General features: G+C 71.7%; 16 protein-coding genes. 7 read left to right on the forward strand and 9 right to left on the reverse strand.

All coding sequences use genetic code 11. The annotated features are described in order from the left end of the window. Positions 1-11: 11 nt before the first annotated feature. Together J2S46_RS27855 and J2S46_RS27860 are read right to left on the reverse strand one after the other, a co-directional pair. The gene (locus J2S46_RS27855) at positions 12-869 is read right to left on the reverse strand and encodes an ABC transporter permease (protein ID WP_191292483.1); all 858 of its coding nucleotides are present in this window, start codon (positions 867-869) and stop codon (positions 12-14) included. Then, positions 866-1,786, reverse strand: a complete 921-nt coding sequence (locus J2S46_RS27860; RefSeq protein WP_191292484.1) for an ATP-binding cassette domain-containing protein — start codon at positions 1,784-1,786, stop codon at positions 866-868. Before J2S46_RS27860 ends, J2S46_RS27855 begins: the two co-directional genes overlap by 4 nt. A 131-nt stretch (positions 1,787-1,917) precedes the next feature. Here J2S46_RS27860 and J2S46_RS27865 point away from each other — a divergent pair, with 131 nt between their 5' ends. From J2S46_RS27865 to J2S46_RS27875, 3 genes are all read left to right on the forward strand, one after another. Then, positions 1,918-3,156, forward strand: a complete 1,239-nt coding sequence (locus J2S46_RS27865) for a sensor histidine kinase (RefSeq protein ID WP_191292485.1) — start codon at positions 1,918-1,920, stop codon at positions 3,154-3,156. Beyond that, complete coding sequence (locus J2S46_RS27870) at positions 3,153-3,815, forward strand: response regulator (protein WP_191292486.1); 663 nt, start codon at positions 3,153-3,155, stop codon at positions 3,813-3,815. The genes J2S46_RS27865 and J2S46_RS27870 overlap by 4 nt, the downstream gene beginning before the upstream one ends. Positions 3,816-3,950: 135 nt before the next feature. Further along, complete coding sequence (locus J2S46_RS27875) at positions 3,951-4,637, forward strand: histidine phosphatase family protein (RefSeq protein WP_191292487.1); 687 nt, start codon at positions 3,951-3,953, stop codon at positions 4,635-4,637. On the opposite strand, the gene J2S46_RS27880 is transcribed toward J2S46_RS27875, so the two are convergent. Then, positions 4,618-4,965, reverse strand: coding sequence for a hypothetical protein (locus J2S46_RS27880; protein ID WP_191292488.1), 348 nt, complete (start codon positions 4,963-4,965; stop codon positions 4,618-4,620). The two genes, J2S46_RS27875 and J2S46_RS27880, sit on opposite strands and share 20 nt — an antisense overlap. Then, a complete protein-coding gene (locus tag J2S46_RS27885; protein ID WP_191292489.1) occupies positions 4,962-5,471 on the reverse strand; it encodes an ATP-binding protein in 510 nt (169 codons plus the stop codon). The genes J2S46_RS27880 and J2S46_RS27885 overlap by 4 nt, the downstream gene beginning before the upstream one ends. A gap of 163 nt (positions 5,472-5,634) precedes the next feature. Here J2S46_RS27885 and J2S46_RS27890 point away from each other — a divergent pair, with 163 nt between their 5' ends. Together J2S46_RS27890 and J2S46_RS27895 are read left to right on the forward strand one after the other, a co-directional pair. After that, a complete protein-coding gene (locus tag J2S46_RS27890) occupies positions 5,635-6,609 on the forward strand; it encodes a helix-turn-helix domain-containing protein (RefSeq protein WP_191292490.1) in 975 nt (324 codons plus the stop codon). Further along, positions 6,518-6,709 carry a DUF397 domain-containing protein gene (locus J2S46_RS27895; protein WP_229913111.1) on the forward strand — a complete coding sequence of 64 codons (192 nt, stop codon included), beginning with the start codon at positions 6,518-6,520 and terminating at the stop codon, positions 6,707-6,709. The genes J2S46_RS27890 and J2S46_RS27895 overlap by 92 nt, the downstream gene beginning before the upstream one ends. 55 nt (positions 6,710-6,764) lie before the next feature. Here J2S46_RS27895 and J2S46_RS27900 read toward each other — a convergent pair whose 3' ends face one another. From J2S46_RS27900 to J2S46_RS27925, 5 genes are all read right to left on the reverse strand, one after another. After that, a complete protein-coding gene (locus tag J2S46_RS27900; protein ID WP_191292492.1) occupies positions 6,765-7,457 on the reverse strand; it encodes a hypothetical protein in 693 nt (230 codons plus the stop codon). 77 nt (positions 7,458-7,534) lie between these two features. Next, on the reverse strand, positions 7,535-10,972 hold the full coding sequence (locus J2S46_RS27905; protein WP_307351502.1) for a CHAT domain-containing protein: 3,438 nt from the start codon (positions 10,970-10,972) through the stop codon (positions 7,535-7,537). A gap of 253 nt (positions 10,973-11,225) precedes the next feature. Continuing rightward, entirely contained in the window at positions 11,226-11,603 is a 378-nt protein-coding gene (locus J2S46_RS27910) for a peptidoglycan-binding domain-containing protein (RefSeq protein ID WP_229913104.1), read from the reverse strand. Between the two features lie 574 nt (positions 11,604-12,177). Beyond that, entirely contained in the window at positions 12,178-12,600 is a 423-nt protein-coding gene (locus tag J2S46_RS27920; protein ID WP_191292495.1) for a hypothetical protein, read from the reverse strand. Continuing rightward, positions 12,597-16,028 (reverse strand): ALF repeat-containing protein, encoded by a 3,432-nt coding sequence (locus tag J2S46_RS27925; protein ID WP_191292496.1) that lies wholly within the window; start codon positions 16,026-16,028, stop codon positions 12,597-12,599. Before J2S46_RS27925 ends, J2S46_RS27920 begins: the two co-directional genes overlap by 4 nt. Before the next feature lie 403 nt (positions 16,029-16,431). On the opposite strand from J2S46_RS27925, the gene J2S46_RS27930 reads away from it, so the two are divergent. Together J2S46_RS27930 and J2S46_RS27935 are read left to right on the forward strand one after the other, a co-directional pair. Then, positions 16,432-16,932, forward strand: coding sequence for a hypothetical protein (locus J2S46_RS27930; protein WP_191292497.1), 501 nt, complete (start codon positions 16,432-16,434; stop codon positions 16,930-16,932). Positions 16,933-17,052: 120 nt separating this feature from the next. Then, positions 17,053-18,900, forward strand: a complete 1,848-nt coding sequence (locus J2S46_RS27935) for a trypsin-like serine protease (RefSeq protein ID WP_307351506.1) — start codon at positions 17,053-17,055, stop codon at positions 18,898-18,900. Positions 18,901-19,111: the final 211 nt, after the last annotated feature.

Genomic DNA, 19,111 nt, shown 5'->3' on the forward strand with positions numbered 1-19,111 from the left:
CGGACGCCTCGTCAGACGTCCCGGCGGCGCACCACCACCAGCGCCAGAACGACGGCCACCAGCGGCCAGAGCGCGTACACGGCCCAGGACCCGGCGTACGAGGCGTAGTGGTCGACGGCGGCCGGCGCCCCCCAGGTGCGGGTGAGGCGCTGCCAGGCGCTGAGCACCAGCGTGTGGTTGAGGCCGATGGTCGAGCGGTTGTTGGCCGGCAGGATCACCGTGGGCAGGATCAGCAGGACGAGGACGCCGGTCAGCACGGTGGTCGCGGCGTGCCGGATCAGGGTGCCGAGGCCGAGGCCGACCAGGGCGCAGACCGGGCCGAGCAGCACGGACGCCGCCAGGGCGGTCGGCGCGCCGGGGGCGGTGACGGCGATCCCGGCGTCCCGGCCGTCCAGGATGCTCCAGGAGAGCAGGTACGAGCCGGCCACGGCGACGGCGCCGACCGCCGTCCACAGCAGGAGCTGGACGGCGGCCTTCGCCAGCAGCACCGAGCCGCGGGCGGGGACGGCCACCGTGGTGGTGCGGATCAGCCCACTGCCGTACTCGCTGACCACGGCGATCGCCCCGAGGCTGGCGGCGGCGAGCATCAGCATCAGGTAGCCCTCGGGCGGGAAGGCGTCGTGCAGGGCGAAGGTGGGCTCCCACGGCGACTCGGGGCCGCGGCGGGGGATGGCGTCGTAGTCCGCGAGCGAGACCAGCCCGGCGGCGCCGACGGCGACCAGGACGACCAGTCCGAGCAGCCAGGGGGTGGAGCGCAGCGACCGGATCTTGATCCACTCGGCCGCGACCAGGTCGGCGAAGCGGACGGGCGGCGGGGCGCCGGCGGTGGCGCGGGGTGCGGCGGCCCGGCCGGTGTCGGGAGTGCTCATCGGGCTTCCCCCGCCCGGTACTCGATGCTCCCGGCGGTCAGTTCCATGAAGGCTTCCTCCAACGAGGCGGTGCGTACGGTCAGTTCGTGCAGGGTGATCCGGTGTTCGGCGGCCAGTGAGCCGATCCGCGCAGCCGGCAGGCCGGTCACGACGAGCCGTTCGGCGCCGGCCGAGCCCTCGGGCGTCACCGCCGCCCCGGCGGCCGTCAGCAGTCCGGTCAGTTCGGCGGCCCGCGACGTCCCGACCAGGACGCCCGGCCGGCCGGCCCGGGCGGCGAACACGGCGACCGGCTCGGCGGCGATCAGCCGGCCCTGCCCGATGACGACGAGTTGGTCGGCGGTCTGCTCCATCTCCGTCATCAGGTGGCTGGAGAGGAACACCGTGCGGCCCTCGTCGGCGAGCTGGCGGAAGAGCCGGCGCACCCAGAGCACGCCCTCCGGGTCCATGCCGTTGACGGGTTCGTCGAACATCAGCACCGGCGGGTCGCCGAGCAGGGCGACGGCGACGCCGAGGCGCTGCTTCATGCCGAGCGAGAACCCGCCGACCCGGCGCCGGGCCGCCCCGGCCAGGCCGACCTCCTCCAGCACCTCCTCGACCCGGCGGGCGGCGATGCCGTTGCTGCGGGCGAGCGCCGCGAGGTGGGCGGCGGCGGTGCGCCCGCCGTGCACCTGCTGCGCGTCCAGCAGGGCGCCGGCGTGGTGCAGTCCGCGCGGGTGGTCGCGGAACGGGACGCCGCTGACGGTGGCGGTGCCGCCGTCGGGCGCGTCCAGGCCGAGGATCATCCGCAGGGTGGTGGTCTTGCCGGCTCCGTTCGGACCGAGGAACCCGGTGACCTGTCCGGGGCGGACCGTGAAGGAGAGGCGGTCGACGGCCGTCCGGCGGCCGTAGCGCTTGGTGAGTTCGTTGACTTCGATCACGCTGCCAACCCTGCCGGTGCGGGGGCAGCCTGGCATCGGGCCACGGGCGGCACCTGCCCCACCGGTACTGGCCCCCGGGCGTACGCCCGGGGGCTGATGTCCGCTGGTCGCGGGCCGGTTAGTCTCGCCGGATGGACGTCACACCCGCAGCTCCGCCCCCGCCCGCCGCCGCGCACCGGTTGCGGTCGGCGCTGCTGTGGGCGGGCGCCACCATACTGATCGTCACCGTGGCGGAGAGCCTGCTCGGCGAGCCGTACGGGGTCGGCCACGGGGTTCAACGGCCGGGCCCGCTGGCCGCGGTGGGCTTCGACCTGTTGGCAGCCGTCCTGCTGCGTCGGTTCCCCGTGGCGGTTTTCGGGATGCTGCTGTCGGCCGGCCTCGGTATGGCGCTGACCGAGGAACTGCTGCCGTTGAACCTGCGGATCGGTCATCTGCTGCCCGCCGCGGCAGCCCTCTGCTATCTGGTGACGGTCCGTTCGGGCACGGTCGCGCTGCGGGCGCTGGGCGTCTCCGTCGCGGTGATGGCCGGGTACCAGGTGGTCCAGGCGGAGCGGGGCGTGGACGTGCAACTGGGTCAGGTCCAGTACCCGGCGGCGTTGATGATGCTGTTCGCCTGGTCGATCGGCCTTTCGGTGCGGCAGGCACGGGAGGCCGCGTCGGCGGCGCGCACGCAGGCGACCGAACAGGCGATCACCGCCGAACGCATGCGGATCGCCCGGGAACTGCACGACATGGTCGCCCACAGCATCGGCATCATCGCGATCCAGGCGGGGGTCGGCAGCCGGGTGATCGGGTCGCAGCCGGACGAGGCCAGGAAGGCGCTGCAGGCGATCGAGGAGACCAGCCGGGAGACCCTGGCGGGTCTGCGCCGAACACTGGTGGCGTTGCGTCAGGCCGATCCGCAGGGCGCGGGCCCGGTGCCGTCCGAACCGATGGCGGGACTGGCGGACGTGGAGCGGCTGGCGGCGGCGACCGCGACGGCCGGGGTGCGGGTGGAGGTGTGCCGGAGCGGGGAGCGGCGGCCGCTGCCCGCGGACATCGAGCTGTCGGCGTTCCGGATCGTGCAGGAGGCCGTGACGAACGTCGTCCGGCACGCGGGCACCGGCCACTGCCGGGTGAGCGTCGGCTACGGGGACGAGGAGCTGTCGGTGGAGGTCGTGGACGAGGGTCGCGGGGTGACCGGCCCGGCGCCGGGGCGCGGGTTCGGCCTGGTGGGGATGCGGGAACGGGTCGCTCTGCTGCACGGCCGGTTCGAGGCCGGGCCGCGCCCCGGGGGCGGGTTCCGGGTGGCGGCCGTGCTGCCGCTGCCCGCCCCGGCGTCCGCCGTCGTCACCGCGCGGCCGCTCCCGGACGCGGCGGAGGTCCGGTGACCGTCCGGGTGGTGCTGGCCGACGACCAGCCGCTGGTCCGCTCGGGCCTGCGGGTGCTGATCACCGACACCCCCGACCTGGAGGTGGTCGGCGAGGCCGCGGACGGCGAGGAGGCCGTCCGGCTGGCGGCCGAGCTGGCGCCGGACGTGGTGGTGATGGACATCCGGATGCCCGGCATGGACGGGATCGAGGCGACCCGCCGGATCATGGCGGGCCAGGGCCCGACCCGGGTGCTGGTGCTGACCACCTTCGACGAGGACGAGCACGTGCACGGCGCGCTGCGGGCCGGTGCGAGCGGCTTCGCGGTGAAGGACATGGCGCTGGACGACATCCTGGCGGCTGTCCGGGTGGTCGCGGCCGGGGACGCGCTGATCGCGCCGGGCGTCACCCGCCGCCTGATCGCGGACTTCCTGGCCGGGGCCCGGGCCGGGTCCGGCCGCGCCCCGCGCCCGCTGGAGGGCGTCACCGAGCGGGAGCGGGAGGTGCTGACGCTGGTCGGGCGCGGCCGGTCCAACGGCGAGATCGCGGACGACCTGTTCATCTCGGTGGCCACCGCCAAGTCGCACGTGGCCCGGCTGCTGTCCAAGCTCGGCGCCCGGGACCGCGTCCAGCTGGTGATCATCGCGTACGAGGCGGGCCTGGTCGCCCCGCCGGCCTGAGCCGGCCGGTACCCCCGGCGGTGGCCTTCCCCCGGCTCCTCCCGGGGCTTACTGGCAGGATGGAAGCTCCGGGCGGCCGCCGCACCGTCCGGCCCGCCCGCCGCACGAGACCGAGATCGGAGCCCGATCCGCACCATGCGCCTGCTGCTCATCCGTCACGGCGAGACCTTCTCCAACCTCGGCCGCCTGCTGGACACCGCCCGGCCCGGCGCCGAGCTGACCCCGCTGGGACAGCGGCAGGCCGCCGCACTGCCCGCCGCGCTGGCCGAGGAGGACATCGACCGCCTGTACGTGTCCACGCTGGTCCGGACCCAGCAGACCGCCGCGCCGCTGGCCGCCGCGCGGGGCCTGGAGCCACTGGTCCGGGACGGCCTGCGGGAGCTCTCGGCCGGTGACCTGGAGCTGCGCGGGGACGAGGCGGCGGGCGTGCTCTACATGCGGACGGCCTTCGCCTGGTCGGCCGGCGACCTGGAGCTGCGGATGCCCGGCGGCGAGAGCGGCACGGAGGCCCTCGCCCGGCTGGACGAGGTGGTGGCCGAGGCCGCCCGGTCCGGGTCGGGCACCGTCGCCATGATCAGCCACGGCGCCGCCATCCGGATGTGGGCGGCCGCCCGGGCCGAGAACGTGGACGTGCCCTTCGCGGCCCGGCACCCGCTCGACAACACCGGGGTGGTGGTGCTGGACGGCACCCCCGAGGGCGGCTGGAAGGCGCTGTCCTGGATGGGCTCCCCGCTGGGCGGCCCCACCCGTCCGGACCACGAGGCGGACAGCCCCGCCGGCCGCCCGGTCGGCCCGGAGTCGGTCACGCCCGCGCAGGACTGATCCGAACCTCCCCGACGTCCCGGCGCTGCGGCCCGCGCACCCGGTGCCCGCCCTCCGGGGCGGGCGCCGGCAACTCCACCCGCACCTGGACGGGCGGCCGCCCGGCCGCCGCGATCTCCCCGGCGAACACGCAGGCCCCCTCGAAGGGCCGGTCCGCGCCGAGCGCCCACAGCAGGTAGGCGCGGACGGGTGCCGGCACCTGGGGGAGGGTCTGCGGCCCGGCGGCGGGCAGCATCCGCTCGACGGTGTCCAGGAGCGCCGCCGTCCCCGCGTCCGCCCGGGCCAGCTCCTGCGCGATCCGTGGCCACCGCCCGGCCCGCCCCCTCATGCCGTACCCGGCCCTGCCGGCGTCAGCGCCGCGTCGGTGTCCGGCGCTCCCGTCACGGCCCCGGCCCCGGCCGGGCGGGCCGGGGTGCACTCGAACCAGACGAACTTCCCGATCCCGCCGGCTCTCGGACAACTGCCCCAGCCGTCCGACAGCTCCCGGACCAGCAGCAGCCCCCGGCCCGCCTCCGCGTCCGGCCGGGCGGGCACCGGCCCCGGGACGGGCCGCTGCGGGCTCGCGTCGTGCACCTCCACCCGCAGCCGGTCCGCCTCCAGCGCGAACCGCACCTTCACGAGCCGCCCGGCCGGCACCCTGGCGTGCTCCACCGCGTTGGTCACCAGCTCGCTGAGCAGCAGCTCGCCCACCTCCGCGAATCGCTCCCCGCCCGCGAAGCCGCCCAGGAAGGTCCGCAGCAGCAGCCGCGCCACCCCCGGGGACCGCCGGTGGCGCGGCAGCCAGCAGGAGTACTCCCCCTCCACGGTCGTCGGTCGGTCGAGTGTCTCGGCCATGGGCCCACCTCCGGTGTACGAGCTGCCGACATGCGCTCCACGGGGCGTGCACGACCGTGGACGGGCGCGCACGCTCACGCAGAGCGAGGGAACAATCGCGTTCCGCTCACAAGCATCGGTGCCCGGAGGTAGCGTGACGAGCGATCAAGGGTGCCAAGGTCCAATGTCACTACAGGGGTTGGCTGTGCCACGTCCCAGGCCCGACACGGGTTCGACCATCAGTTCGGCCGTACTGTTCGGCGGCGAGTTCCGTCACGCCCGTGAGGCGGCCGGCTACTCCCAGGCCGGACTGGCCAAACTCCTGCACTGCGACCGGACGCTCATCACCCGGATCGAGAACGGCGGCCGGATCCCGCAGGAGAAGTTCATCAAGCAGTGCGACGAGGTGCTGCTCATGGGCGGCGTCCTGATCCGAATCTGGAATCGGGTCGACTGGTACGCCGAGGTCGAACACCCGGACTGGTTCCAGCGCTTCGCACAGATGGAGGCGGAGGCGGTCTCCTTGCGCAAGTACCAGGTCCAGCTGGTACCGGGTCTGTTGCAGACGGAGGACTACGCGCGGGCGCTCTTTGCCCGAGGTGCGGCCGCCGGGAACCCCGACCTCATCGAGGAGCGGGTGGCGGCGCGACTGAGCCGACAGCACCGGTTCCTGGTCGATGGTGGGCCGCTGCTGGTTGTCGTTCTGGACGAGAGTGCGATCCGGCGGGTCATTGGCGGGCCGGCTGTCATGCGGGACCAGATGGATCATCTGTTGACGGTTGCCGGGCAATGCAACATCGCCATTCAAGTCGCCCCCTTCGGCCTGGTGGACCTGGCGCCGCCCAAGACCTCAATGACCCTCATCAAACTGCCTGACGGGCACGAATGGGTCTACTCGGAAAGTCTGGGACGAGGTCACTTCAGTGATGATCCATCAGTGCTGACTGCGCATACCCGGACCTATGATGTGCTGCGAGCTGACGTGCTTTCGAGCCGTGAGTCGATGGCCTTGATCACCAGTGCGATGGAGGGGTACAGCGCTCATGACGAATCTCGATCTCAACGCGGTGACCTGGCGCAAGAGCAGCTACAGCGGGGACGACGGCGGCGACTGCATCGAGGTGGCCCCCGGATTCCCGGGCCTCGTCCCCGTACGTGACTCCAAGGACCCGTCCGGTCCGGCGCTGGTCTTCCCGGCCACCGCCTGGCAGTCCTTCGTCGCGGGCGTCCGCGCCGGGGAGTTCCCCGCCGGCTGCTGAGCACGACCGCAGAGCGACGGCCCGGCCCGGCGATGCCGGGCCGGGCACCTGCGTCTCAGGGCTTCACGATCCCCGAGGCCATGCGGACGATCCGGCGCTTCCCGAGCAGGGGGACGGTCCCCAGCAGGCCGCCGACCGTGACCTTGGCCCGGAGGGTGACCGTCAGCGGCAGTTCGGCCGTCCCGGCCGGGAGCGCGACCAGCGCGCGCAGGTTGCGGTCCACGTGCAGCGGGGTCTCGCCCTGCTGCAGGAAGTCCCACTGGGCGTAGGAGAACTCGCGTCCGGAGACGGTCAGCCCGGGCAGGAAGACGTCCTGTTCGCGCACCCGTTCGGCGGCCACCTCGGGAGCCAGCGGGACGAGTTCCGTCTGGAGGGAGAGCCCGCCGCCGTACCGGGTGACGATGTGCACCGGCCGGTCGGCGATCTCACCGTCCGGGCTGAGGTCCAGCACCGTCCCGTCCTCGGGCAGGTCGACGGTGAGCCTGACCCACGCGAGCTTCACGTCGGGGTGGCGGTGGAACGCGCACCGCAACGACAGGTCCACGAGGGTCTGCGGCGGGGGCGTGTGCTCCACCCAGACGCTGGGCAGGGCCCGCAGGGCGAGCCGGCTGCGACGGGCGAGCAGCACCGCCTCGTCGTCCAGGTCGATGTCCTCGGCCTCCGAGTCCCCGGCCCGCTCCTCCAGGGCGCCGGTGTCGAGCTCCAGCGGGATGTCCTCGTCCCACTGCTCCAGGGGTTCTTCGAGCACGCTCTCTCCTCGTTCGACGGATCGGCTGTTCTCGGTGGGGGATCAGGTGAACCGGGCACGGTCCGGCTGGCCGGTGGTCAGGCCCAGTCACCCACCAGGACGAACGCGCCCCAGTGGTAGAGGTGTTCCAGCTTCCCGCCGGGTGTCCGGAACGTCTCCACCGCCGCGTGGTGCAGCGCCAGGGCGGGGGCGTCACCGGCGGCCAGCTTCCGGTGGAAGGCGGTGAGCAGCTCGCGGGAGGAGGAGTCGGCCACCCGCCACTGGCTGACCAGGACGGACCGGGCGCCGCCGAGCAGCAGCGCCCTCGGCAGGCCGACCGGCTCGTCCCCGGCCCGCTGCTCGTTGACGCCGGTCTCGCACCCGCTGAGCACCACCGTCCCCGCCCTGATCCGGCGGCCGACCAGGTCGGCGGCCCGCACGGGCCCGTCGGACAGGTGCACCCCGCGCTCGAAGCCGCTGCCGGTGGTGATCAGGCCGTGGCCGGCCAGATGCACCAGCCCGGCGGTCTCCAGGGCTTCGAGCAGGACGGCCCGGGTGGCCGGTTCGCCGGTGACGGCCGGTACGCCGAGCAGTCCGGCCACGGCCGCGCCCTCCGACACGGAGTGCGGCAGGTTCCGCTGCGGATCGGCGAGCACGCTCGCGCGACCGGCGCGGGAGGCCGGGCCACGGGCGTCCCGCCGCAGCAGGTCGGCCAGCACGGAGCTGCTCGGTACCTGGACGACCGGGTTGCGCAGCAGCAGCGGGACGCCGGCCACCGGCAGGGTGTGCAGGGGCAGGTCGTGCAGCGGTCCGTGCGGGACCAGCACCACCACGTCCCCGGGCAGCGTCCAGGAGGCCAGCGGCCCGACCAGCCCGGCGAACCCGGCCCAGCCGCGTAGCATCCCGTCGCTCATCGTCCGTACTTCGCCGGAGCGGTGGAAGGTGCTCGCGGTGAACCGGCGCAGCCTGGCCAGGTCGATGTCGATCACCTCTACCCGGGGCTGCTCCCAGTCGTGCCGCAGTCCGAGCAGTAGGAGGCCGGTCGGTGAGCTGCGGTACTGGGCGATCACCAGCCGCTGCCCGGTGCGGTCGAATTCGGCGGCCAGCGCGGCCCGCAGGTCCGGCCAGGTCACCGCTTCGGCGGCCGCCGGGGTCTCGACGGGACGGCCGCCATCGGTCGTGCCGCCGTCGTTCGCGCCGCCGTCAGCCGCGCCGTCCTGGCCGAGGGCCGCCAACCCGTCCAGCAGGGCGCGGCTCTTGGCCCGCTCCAGCCAGTACAGGGCCGTGGCGGAGTCCCCGAGCCGGTGCCAGTGGAGTTCGAAGGCCGACCGGTACAACTCGCCCTTGTCGTGGGCGGAGGCGATCCCGGCCTCCTGGGCCCGGACGGGAGCCGTGCCGGGGGTCGAGGTGGCGATCCGGAGGGCGTCGGCCCTGTCCGCCGCCTCGGTGAGCAGCCGGTCGGCCTCGGCCCACCGCTCCCGCTGCTCCGCCGGGATCCGGTCGCCCGACTCCAGGGCGCAGACGGCCCGGTGGAAGAGCAGGCGCCACCCGTCGCCGGTCATCCCCGCGGCCGTGAACAACTGCTGGGCCTCGGCGAAGCGGGCGTCCGCCCGGTCGTAGCGACCCGGGTCCGTCCGGGCCTCCGAGAGCAGCAGGATGCCCTGGTAGCCGAGGGTGAAGGCGAGCGTCGGCCCCAGCCCCGCCGCCCGGGCGACCTCCTCCGAGCAGGCCAGCCAGTACTCCGCGGCCGGGGCGTCCAGCCGGAAGAAGGCCGCCTGTCCGCGCTGCTGGAGCGCGGTGGCGAGGTGGTCGAGGGCCTCCAGGGTCCGCAGCGGCAACAGCAGGCCGATCGCCTCGCCGAACAGGGCCTCGTACTCGGCCGTCCGGTCGACGCCGCTCGGGCCGGCCGCACCGGCCGCACCCACCGACCGGCGGGCGATCGTCCAGGCGAGCACGCCCAGGCAACGGGCCCGGTCCATCGGGTCGCCGATGGTGCCGGCCACCTCCGCGCCCCGGCGCAGGCACTCCTCGGCCGCGTCCGGATCGTCGCCGGCCAGCAGGCCGCTCAGCGAGAGGTAGACCTGCGGCAGCAGCCCGGACACGCCGGGCCGGGCCTCCAACTCCTCGGCACAGGAACGCAACAGCGCGGTCGCCTCGCCGGTCAGTCCCATGACGGCCAGAGCGGAGCTGCGGACCACGCGCGGGCCCACCGGGTCGCCCAGGGCGTCCGCGGACCGGGCGGACGTCAACTCCTGCGCCTCCCCGAGGCGGCCGTCACGCAGAGCGGTGTCGGCCACGCCCATCGCCAGCCCGTCGGCGGCGAAGCCGTTGCCCAGCCGGGCCGAGACGGCCGCCGCCGCCTCGTGCGCCCGGGCCCGGCCGAGCGCGTCACCCTTGCGCGTGTGGTACATCGTCAGGTCCTGCCACAGGGCCAGTTCGTCACTGTCGGCCCCGTGCTCCCGGAGCAGCACGGCGGCCTGCTCGGCCTGCTCCACGCCCTCCGGCACCCCATGGGCGAGCAGCAGCCGCGCGCCCGTCGCGGCCGCCCGCGCCGTGGCGGTCACCACACCGGCGGCGGTCAGGGCCTCGGCGGCGAGGTCGCACTCCCGGGTCAGCGCCTCCAGCTCGTCCCCCTCCGGCTCGTCCCCCTCGGGCCTGTTCCCCTCGGGCCTGTTCCCCTCGGGCCTGTTCCCCTCGGGCCTGTTCCCCTCGGGCCTGTTCCCCTCCGGCCCCGGGCTCACCTGGTCGTCCGTCACCGGGACGACGCCGCTCCCGAGAGCGGCGAACCACTCCCGCAGCGCGCGTTCGGCGAGCGCGGAACGGGCCTCGGCGGCGCGCAGGCCGTCGCCCTCGGCGACGGCCGCCGCGTGCTCGGCCCGCAGCATCGCCCGGGCCCGGGCGTGGTCGCGCAGGTACCCCTCGGAGACGAACCGCGCCGCCCGGCGCGTCGTCCTCCCCGCCTCACGGCCGAGGCCGGCGTCACGGTAGGCGGCGGCCGCCCGCTCCCACTGCTCCACGACCGGAGCACCGGCATCGAGCGGCCCGCCCTGGAGGAGGAACTCCAGGGCCATCGCCTGCGCCTGGAGTTCCAGCGCCAGCGCGGCCGTCCCGGGGGCGGCCGTGGAGGCGGCCACCGCGCGGGCGTGCTCCCGTAGTTCGGCGAGCACCCGTGGACGCTCGTCGTCGGGCGTGTCGAGCACGACCGCCAGCCGTCCCCAGAGACCGGCCGGACCGTCCTCGGGGAAGTACGCCCGGCCGGCGCGGGCCGCCGCCGCGGCCCGGCGGAAGGCCCCGCGTTCGATCCGCCCCCGGAGCAGCAGCACGAAGGCCGCCTCGTCGGCCGGGGCCTGCGGGCCCGCCCGGCTCCCGTCCGGGGCCGGGCCGTCGGAAGATGGATCGGCCGGGCCGTCGGCCGGCTCCTCGGCCGCCGCGACGCCGGGTGGACAGCGGAGCGCCGCCCATGTCTCCAGGTCCGTGTAGCGCTTGGTGTCGAGCAGGTCCTGCCCGTCTCCGCCCACCCCGGAACTCTTCGGCACGGCCCCCTCCTTCCCCGTGGGCGGAGACTCTACCGGCGGCCGCCGACGGGCGCCGGGAATCGCCCCGGACCGGGCGCCGGCCGGCGCCCGGCCGGACCGTGCCCCCGAACGGTCTGAGGCCGCCGCTCCCCGCTACGGAGGGGAGCGGCGGCCTCAGGGGTGAGCGGGGGCGTCCGCCGGAGCGGCTCGGCGACGCCCCGACCCCCCGGGGAGCCGGACCGGCGGGAGAGCAGCCTTCCCGCCGGTCCGGAGGTCACTTGTACGAGGGCAGGTGCCAGTAGCAGCCGTTGCCGTCGCCGTCCTTGGTGGACTCCAGCAGCACCGTCCCGGTCTGCGGGCCGACGATGCCGTCCTGCGGCAGGCTCGCCCACTTCTGGACGGCCTTGATCGCCCCGTAGGTGTCCGGGCCGAAGTGCCCGTCCTCCGCGACGACGTGGTAACCGGTCTGCCAGTGCAGCATGTTGGCGAGGATCTGGGTGCACATGACGCCCTCGTACTCGTTGGGCTTGCCCGGCCCGATGTACGACTGCCCGGGCTCGGCCTGGGCGCTCCCGCCCAGCGCACCGACACTGGCGAGCGCGACCGCCGCCACGAGGAACACACTGCGTCGCTTGAGGGTCCTGCGGGCCACGAGAGGCTCTCCTTGCTCGGAATCGATCGACGAGCAGCACTCTCCCGCGCCCCACCAACGGCCCACCAACGCCGCCCCAACCGAGCGGCCCGGCAACTTCCTGCGACGGCGTGCCATCGCCAGGTAGCTCCTGCTCAAGCCCTACTGCGGCGCCCTGGCCCCGGTCGACGACGTGGGGGGATGGAGCGGTGGACGCCGGAGGAGATCTCTGTACACGCCCAGTAAATGGACGACTCTGCCACCGGCCGGGCGGGTTCCTGGCCTCAGGCCGCCGTCGCGGCCTGCACGCCGACGCCTCACCACCGAGGAAACCGACTGGGTGCAGATCGTGGAGTGGCACGACGAACTGCACGCTTGGCCCGGGGGCCCCGGGGCCCGGGGGCCCCGGGGCCCGGGGGCCCGGGAGCCCGGTTGTTCGGCTCAACCGCGCGGCGGCCGCCTACTTCCACGTGCGCGACGGCGACCGGGACACGGCGGCGAAGCTGTACGCCGAAGCCGCCCGAAAGCCTTCGTAGGAGGTGCCGAAATGGCGTGACGGCCCACCGAATCGGTAGGCCGTCACGTACATCCAGGGTCAGGGAGTTTTTGTGAACTTGAATTTTTTGGGGGAATCCTCGGAGATCGGGATGTAGATGCCGTCACCGGCGCCCTCGCCCATTATTCTCAGGCGAATTCCCGTCTTCGCTCCGTCGGCCTCGCCAAGAGTGACTTCGATCTCTTGGTCGACCAGGTTCGCCTTCTTCTGCAAGGACCACTTCCCGCTGCCGGTGAACGGGTCGACCGGCGCACCGCCCTCGATCGAGAAGTTGGTCGGGACCTTCACGGCCTTCAGCGAACCGTCCCCGTTCAAGATCAACTGTGCTCCCTGGTCGCCTCGCCAGGAGCCGATGAGGTCCTCGGCGCTGGCCGAACCGCCGAAGGGGTTCAGAAACAGGAAGGCAGCAGCTACGAGGGCCAGTGCGAGGCCGAGAACGCTGGCAAGGATGGCCTTCTTCATCGGGTGTCCAAGGTCTCGTTCCAGGTGGCGATCTGCGTCTTCGTCGACATGGGGCCGCCGACCCAGTCAGCGACCGAGTTGATGGGACCGCCGATCCAGGAGTCCCAGGCATCGCGGAAGATCGGAGGGTGCACCAGGGAGTTGAAGGTGGTGTCGTTCTTGACGGTGATCGTCACTTCTGCCTTCCCGGTCTGGGTGTCCCGCGAGACTATCTCATACGAATAGTCGTAGGACCCGACGAAGATGGACGTCGAGCTTCCGTACTTGCCACCCGATCCGATCTTGCTCAGCCAGGCGGTTCCGCCGAGGGTCAGCACATCGGTGGCATCGGTGATCAACCGGTCGACACCTTCTTCACCCAGGACCGAGTAGCCTCCCTTCTCCTTCGTCTTGCCTGCCGCAATACCGTCGAGAATCCGCTTCCTGACCACATCCATCGAGTGGTCCTTGCGCAGCTGCTCGGTGAACTCGTCGCCGGCCTTGTAGTTGACGGTGCGTTCGCCGAGCCCGGTGATCCAGCCGAACCCGTCCTGGAGGGCGTTGGGCTTGGGCTGTGCAACGATCGGCCCCTCCCGCATCATCTGCAGCTGCCACCGGATGCTTTCGGGGATCTGCTCCTCTTCCTTCCGGCGCTTCTCCTCCTCCTGGATACGGAGATCGTCCTCTTGGCGCTGCTTGGCAACGTAGGTGTCGAATGCCTCCTTCTGGGCCGCGTCAGCCGCGGCGGCATCCTTGCCAGCAGCCTCCGCGGAGGCGCGGGCTTCGCTGGCCGCACGATAGGCGGACTGCGAAGACACCCTGGCCTGTGCGGCCGAGACGTTGGCACGCGAGGCGGAGTTGGCGGCCCTGTCGCCGTCACGCTGAGCCGCAACCTTGGCCGCGGCCGCCGTCTTCGCCGACTGCTGGGCCTTGGTGGCCGACTGCTGGGCCTGGTTTGCGGACTGCTGCGCCTGCGCCGAGAAGTCGGCGGCCTGTGCGGCGGACTGCTGAGCCTGTGCGGCGTAGGCCTTTGCCTCTTCGGATGCATGGTTGGCAGTCGCCGCGGCCTGGGCAGCTTGTGCAGCATTCTGCTGGGCGAGTGCGGCCGCGCCGGCGGCTTCCGAGAGCAGCTCCTGGACCTGAGCGATGTGTGTGCTGGCGAGATCGTCCTTGCGCTGCGCGGTGAACTGCTCTGACTGAATGAAGGAACGCAACTGTTGCGGCGGTCCCTCAAGCGCGATGGACGCGGCAGCCTTGACCTCCGGACCGCCGCCACTCACGAGTTGGGTCGCGAGGACCCGGTCATCGGCTTCCTGGGCGTTGTAGCGTCCGGTGGTCATGAACTGTCGCAGCGCCTCCGTCGTGTTGGCGTTGAGCGCGGCCTGGCCGGCCTCCTTGACGCCTCGGCCACCGGCACTCACGGCCTGGACGACTGCGACCCGGTAGTCGAGGCCTGCCGCGTCGTACTGACCACTCTTCAGGAAAGCGGCGACATCTGTCGCGTTTCCCTTCAGGGCATTTGTCGCCGCGGTCCGCACAGCGGTCAGCTCGGAATTGACTGCGAGGTTCTCCACCCGCGCGCGCTCGTCGAGTTGGGCAGCCTGCTGCCAGCCGGTCCGCACATAGTCCCGGACTCCGCCGTCCGAGCCTGCGAGTGCTGCCCGTGCGGCTTGCTTGCTCCATGCTCCTCGGGTTTTCAAGGCGATCACTGCCACCCTGCGGCCGTCCGAGGTGATCTGCTGGACATCCGCCCCGGGCTTCACGGCGTTGGCCGCGAGCTGGGCAGCCTCGGCGTCCAGCTGTGTTGCCTCCTGCGTCGATCGGGTCAGCTCCGCCTTGGCAGCGTCATCGGCGGCCTTGGCATCCCTTGCCACATTGATCGCGTTCGCGGTACGCGAGTTGAGATCCTCGGCCTCGCTCCTGCGCGCGAGGTCCTCAACCCGCGTGGCCTCATTGACCGCTTCCGCAGCCGCGTCGGCAGCCACCTTCGCTGCTGCGGCATGAGCCGTGGACTGCGCCGCGGCGGTGGAAGCGTCGCCGGCGTGCTGGGCCGCTTCGTCAGCAGCTTGTGCGGCAGCAGAGGCATGGGAAGCGGCGGATTTGGCTGCGTCCCGTGCTTCCGCTGCGGCCTGAGTCGCTTCGTGTGCGAGCGCTTCGGCAGCAGTGGCCGCTCGTGTCGCCTCCTTCGCCTGGCGCCGGGCGGCCTCCGCCGCTTGCCTGGCCTTGGTCGACTGCGCACCCGCCTGGTCGGCAAAGTTTCCGGCCTGGTCCGCCGAGTCCGCCGCGGCGGACGAGTTGATGCCGGCACCACGCGCTGCCTTGGCTGCATCCTCGCTCGCCTTTGCAGCAGCGCTTGCCTGATCCGCCGCTGCGGCCGCTGCGGTCGCTCCGCTCGCGGCGGTGCGCGCGGCCTCTGCCGCCTCCCTCGCCGCGCCGGCCTGGTTGGCGTCGGCAGCCGCACCGGCAGCCGCATTGCGCGCTCGGCTGGCTGCCTTTGCGGCACCTGCTGCTGCGTTCGCCGCCTGCATGGCGGCGCTCGCGGCCACCCGGGCCGAGTTGTTGGCCGCACGAGCAGCGTCGATGGCAGCCTGGGAGGCTTGGGCCGCCCGGTTCGCCGCGTCCGCGGCCCGGCCGGCGGCGCTCGCCGCCTTTGCGGAGTCGTTCCGTGCAGCTTCGGTTTCCGATGCGGCCTGTGCGGCCGCTTGCTTGGCCAACTCCGCTGCCCCCACGGCTCGTTCCGACGCATCCTTCGCCGCCTCGGTCTCCCGCGAGGCTTGGGCACTGGCGTCCTTGGCCTGCTGAGCCAACTGGGCTACGGAGGTGAACTCTTGGTCGCGTGCGCGCGCAACGTACTGGCCGACGGACAGGAACTCGCGAACATCCTCATCGGAGCCGTTCATGGCGAGTTTGGCCGCAGCCTGGGTGGCGGCACCGCCGGCGCTGACGATCTGCATCAGCCGGACTCGGTCGTCGGCCTCGTGCAGTGGGTACTGCCCAGCGTTGAGGAAGGCCCGGACATCGTCGATCGTGCCGTTCAGTGCGGCCTTCCCGGCCTCCTGTACCCCGCGCCCACCTGTGGTGGTCACCTGGGTGGCCTGGACGCGCTGATCCACCTCCAGTGGTGTCTGCCAGCCGGTCTTCAGGAACGACGCCAGGTCGGCCGGGCTCCCGGCCAGAGCGGTCTTCGCGGCTTCACGCACGCCACGGCCGCCGACCGTGGCCATTTGCATCGCCTGCGCCTTGTCGTCCTGCACCTGGGCGACTGCTTGCTCGCTGTCCAGGAACCGGCGCACATCTGCATCCGACCCGGCCAACGCGGCCTCTGCCGCAGCCTTCACGGCCGTGCCACCCGCATCCCAGAGTGCGAGGACCCGCCCTCTGTCCGTGAGCGGAGGAACCTCGTCCGCAGCAACCGGTGTTGCTGAGACAAGGCCGACGAGAAGTACCAAAGGAAGCAGTATGCGACACAAAAGTCGCGTACCTATGAGTCCTTCCCGCACTCGAAATGCCTGATCCATACCTGGACTCACGGTAACCCCTAACGTTCGCGGTCCGTCAAATACCGGCGCGGCGAGCATAGCGGGAAGGAGCGATCTGGAGGCGCAGTTGACGGTTGAACAGAATGTCCGTCAGGGCACGATGTGTCAGCTGCACTGTAGGTCAAGAGTTCTCGAAGGGGAAGTTGGCCCTCGGAATTCTCGTGCACTGCCATGATCTATGGTGATGATGTATGAAGGTGCGACATGCCGTCAGGTGGGTGTGATACTTGGCGGTATGTCGAACCGGTGACGTATGTCCGTTTTGCTTTTATTTGAATGTACTCGTGTAATTCCGTGATCCGAAAGGGGTCTCATGTCGTTTCGCATACATAGGTGGCTGCTTGCCGGAGTTGCCGCAGCAGCGGCAGCTCTGCTGGGGACGTCCACGCTGGCCTCGGCCGACTCGGCGCCCGTGGACAATTCGGCAGCGCCCTATGCTGTTGAGGACTTCGCCTACCCTGACGCGGCGAAGATCCTGCAGGACACCGGAGCAACGCTCACCAGCGGAGACGGTCACATCACCCTCGCCGCCGACTGCAGCACGGCCCAGATCAGGATCTCGACCCGCCTCCCGAAGACCCAGCCGAATGGCTATCGGATCTGCTTCAACGCCACCTCGTCCACGGGATTCCTTGCCCTCTCCGTCCCGGAGGTCTTCGGGATCGAGACCGATGACCGGGCTCTGACGGCCAGTATCACGACCAATGGGCAGACCCAGACCGTCAACGTCGCGAAGGACGAGCTCAAGGGCGTCGGTGAGGGCGTACAGGGCGGGAGCCCAACCGTCCTGCTCGAACTGCGCGTCACCGCCTGACCGCCCCGATTCGGAAGTCGGTGTCTGCGACCGATTTCCGGCTTTCAGGCTGATTTGCAGTCCTTCGTAGGTCGAGTTTCCCGACCTTTCACGCTTGACTCCTACATGGGGGTTCATCACATGTTCGACAGCAAGACACCCGCGGCCTGGAGGGCCGGCCTGCTCGCGGCCGCCGTCGCCGCCGGTGCCCTGACCGCCGGATCCGGTGGCTCCGCCAGCGCTCTGGCCGGTGACACCGCCACGGCCGGTTCTTACGCCTACACCGTCAAGCTCGACATCGGCACCGGCAAGCGCGCCTGCACCGGTGCACTGATCGACCGCATCTGGGTGGCGACCGCCGCGAGCTGCTTCGCGGAGAACCCCGCGCCCGGCTTCTCGGTACCGGCTGGCGCTCCGGCGATCAAGACCACGGCGACCATCGGCCGCACCGACCTCACCACGACCGCCGGGCATGTGGTCGACATCGTGGAGCTCGTACCGCGCGCCGACCGCGACCTGGTGCTGGCGCGCCTCGCGACACCGGTCGACGATGTCACGCCGCTCGCCATTGCGACCGCCGCACCCGCCACCGGGGAGAGCCTGCGGGTGGCGGGATTCGGCCGCACCAAGACGGAGTGGGTGCCCAACCAGCTGCACACGGCAGCATTCAGGGTGGATGCGGTCAAGGCTACCGGCGTCGACATCACCGGCACCGCCCCGGCCGGGGCGAGCGTCTGCAAGGGCGACACCGGCGGCCCGGCTGTCCGCGAGGTCAACGGCAAGGCCGAACTCGCCGCGATCAGCAGCACCTCCTGGCAGAACGGCTGCCTCGGCAGCACCGAGGCCGCGCGCAACGGCGCGTTCAGCACCCGTACCGACGACGTCGCCGGCTGGATCCAGCAGACCGTCCTGCGGGCCGTCACCGATCGTGACGCGAATGGTGACGGTCGGGCGGACCTGATCATGCCGTACCGCCATGCGGACGGGGCGATCGGGTTCTACACGTCGCTGGCGGATGCGGCGGGCAAGTTGCAGGCGTTCAACTCGGGCTACACGGTTCCTGCCGGTAACTGGGACTGGGCGAGCATGAAGCTGGTCTCGGGTGACTTCAACGGTGATCACCGTACGGACCTGGCGTTGATGTACCACCACGGTGACAACTCGATCAGTCTTCGGACGGGTCTGGCGGACGCCAACGGTCTGATCCAGACCTTCGGTGAGGCGAGCTACACCGTGCCGTCCTCGGCGAACTGGGACTGGAACGCCATCTCGCTGTTCGCGGGTGACGCGAATGGTGACGGTCGGGCGGACCTGATCATGCCGTACCGCCATGCGGACGGGGCGATCGGGTTCTACACGTCGCTGGCGGATGCGGCGGGCAAGTTGCAGGCGTTCAACTCGGGCTACACGGTTCCTGCCGGTAACTGGGACTGGGCGAGCATGAAGCTGGTCTCGGGTGACTTCAACGGTGATCACCGTACGGACCTGGCGTTGATGTACCACCACGGTGACAACTCGATCAGTCTTCGGACGGGTCTGGCGGACGCCAACGGTCTGATCCAGACCTTCGGTGAGGCGAGCTACACGGTGCCGTCCTCGGCGAACTGGGACTGGAACGCCATCTCGCTGTTCGCGGGTGACGCGAATGGTGACGGTCGGGCGGACCTGATCATGCCGTACCGCCATGGGGACGGGGCGATCGGTTTCTACACGTCGCTGACGGATGCGGCGGGCAAGTTGCAGGCGTTCAACTCGGGCTACACGGTGCCAGCGGGGAACTGGGACTGGGCGAGCATGAAGCTGGTCTCGGGTGACTTCAACGGTGATCACCGTACGGACCTGGCGTTGATGTACCACCACGGTGACAACTCGATCAGTCTTCGGACGGGTCTGGCGGACGCCAACGGTCTGATCCAGACCTTCGGTGACGCCAGCTACACGGTGCCGTCCTCGGCGAACTGGGACTGGAACGCCATCTCGCTGCAGTAGTCCGGTCTCCGCAGGGGGTTGCGTCGCCCCCGATCCGGCCAGGACATCTCGTAGAGGGGTGACCTGGCCGGATCGGCAGCGCAAGGGCTTCCTCCGAAAGTCGGCTCGAACCCGATGGCCCGGACGCTCAGCCGACACATCCAAGTACTCACCACATGGCCAGGGCAGTTCCACGCCGCTCGCTGCCGGCGTCGCCGTAGGCGGGCCCGAG

Source organism: Kitasatospora herbaricolor (assembly GCF_030813695.1).
Taxonomy (GTDB): Bacteria; Actinomycetota; Actinomycetes; order Streptomycetales; family Streptomycetaceae; genus Kitasatospora; species Kitasatospora herbaricolor.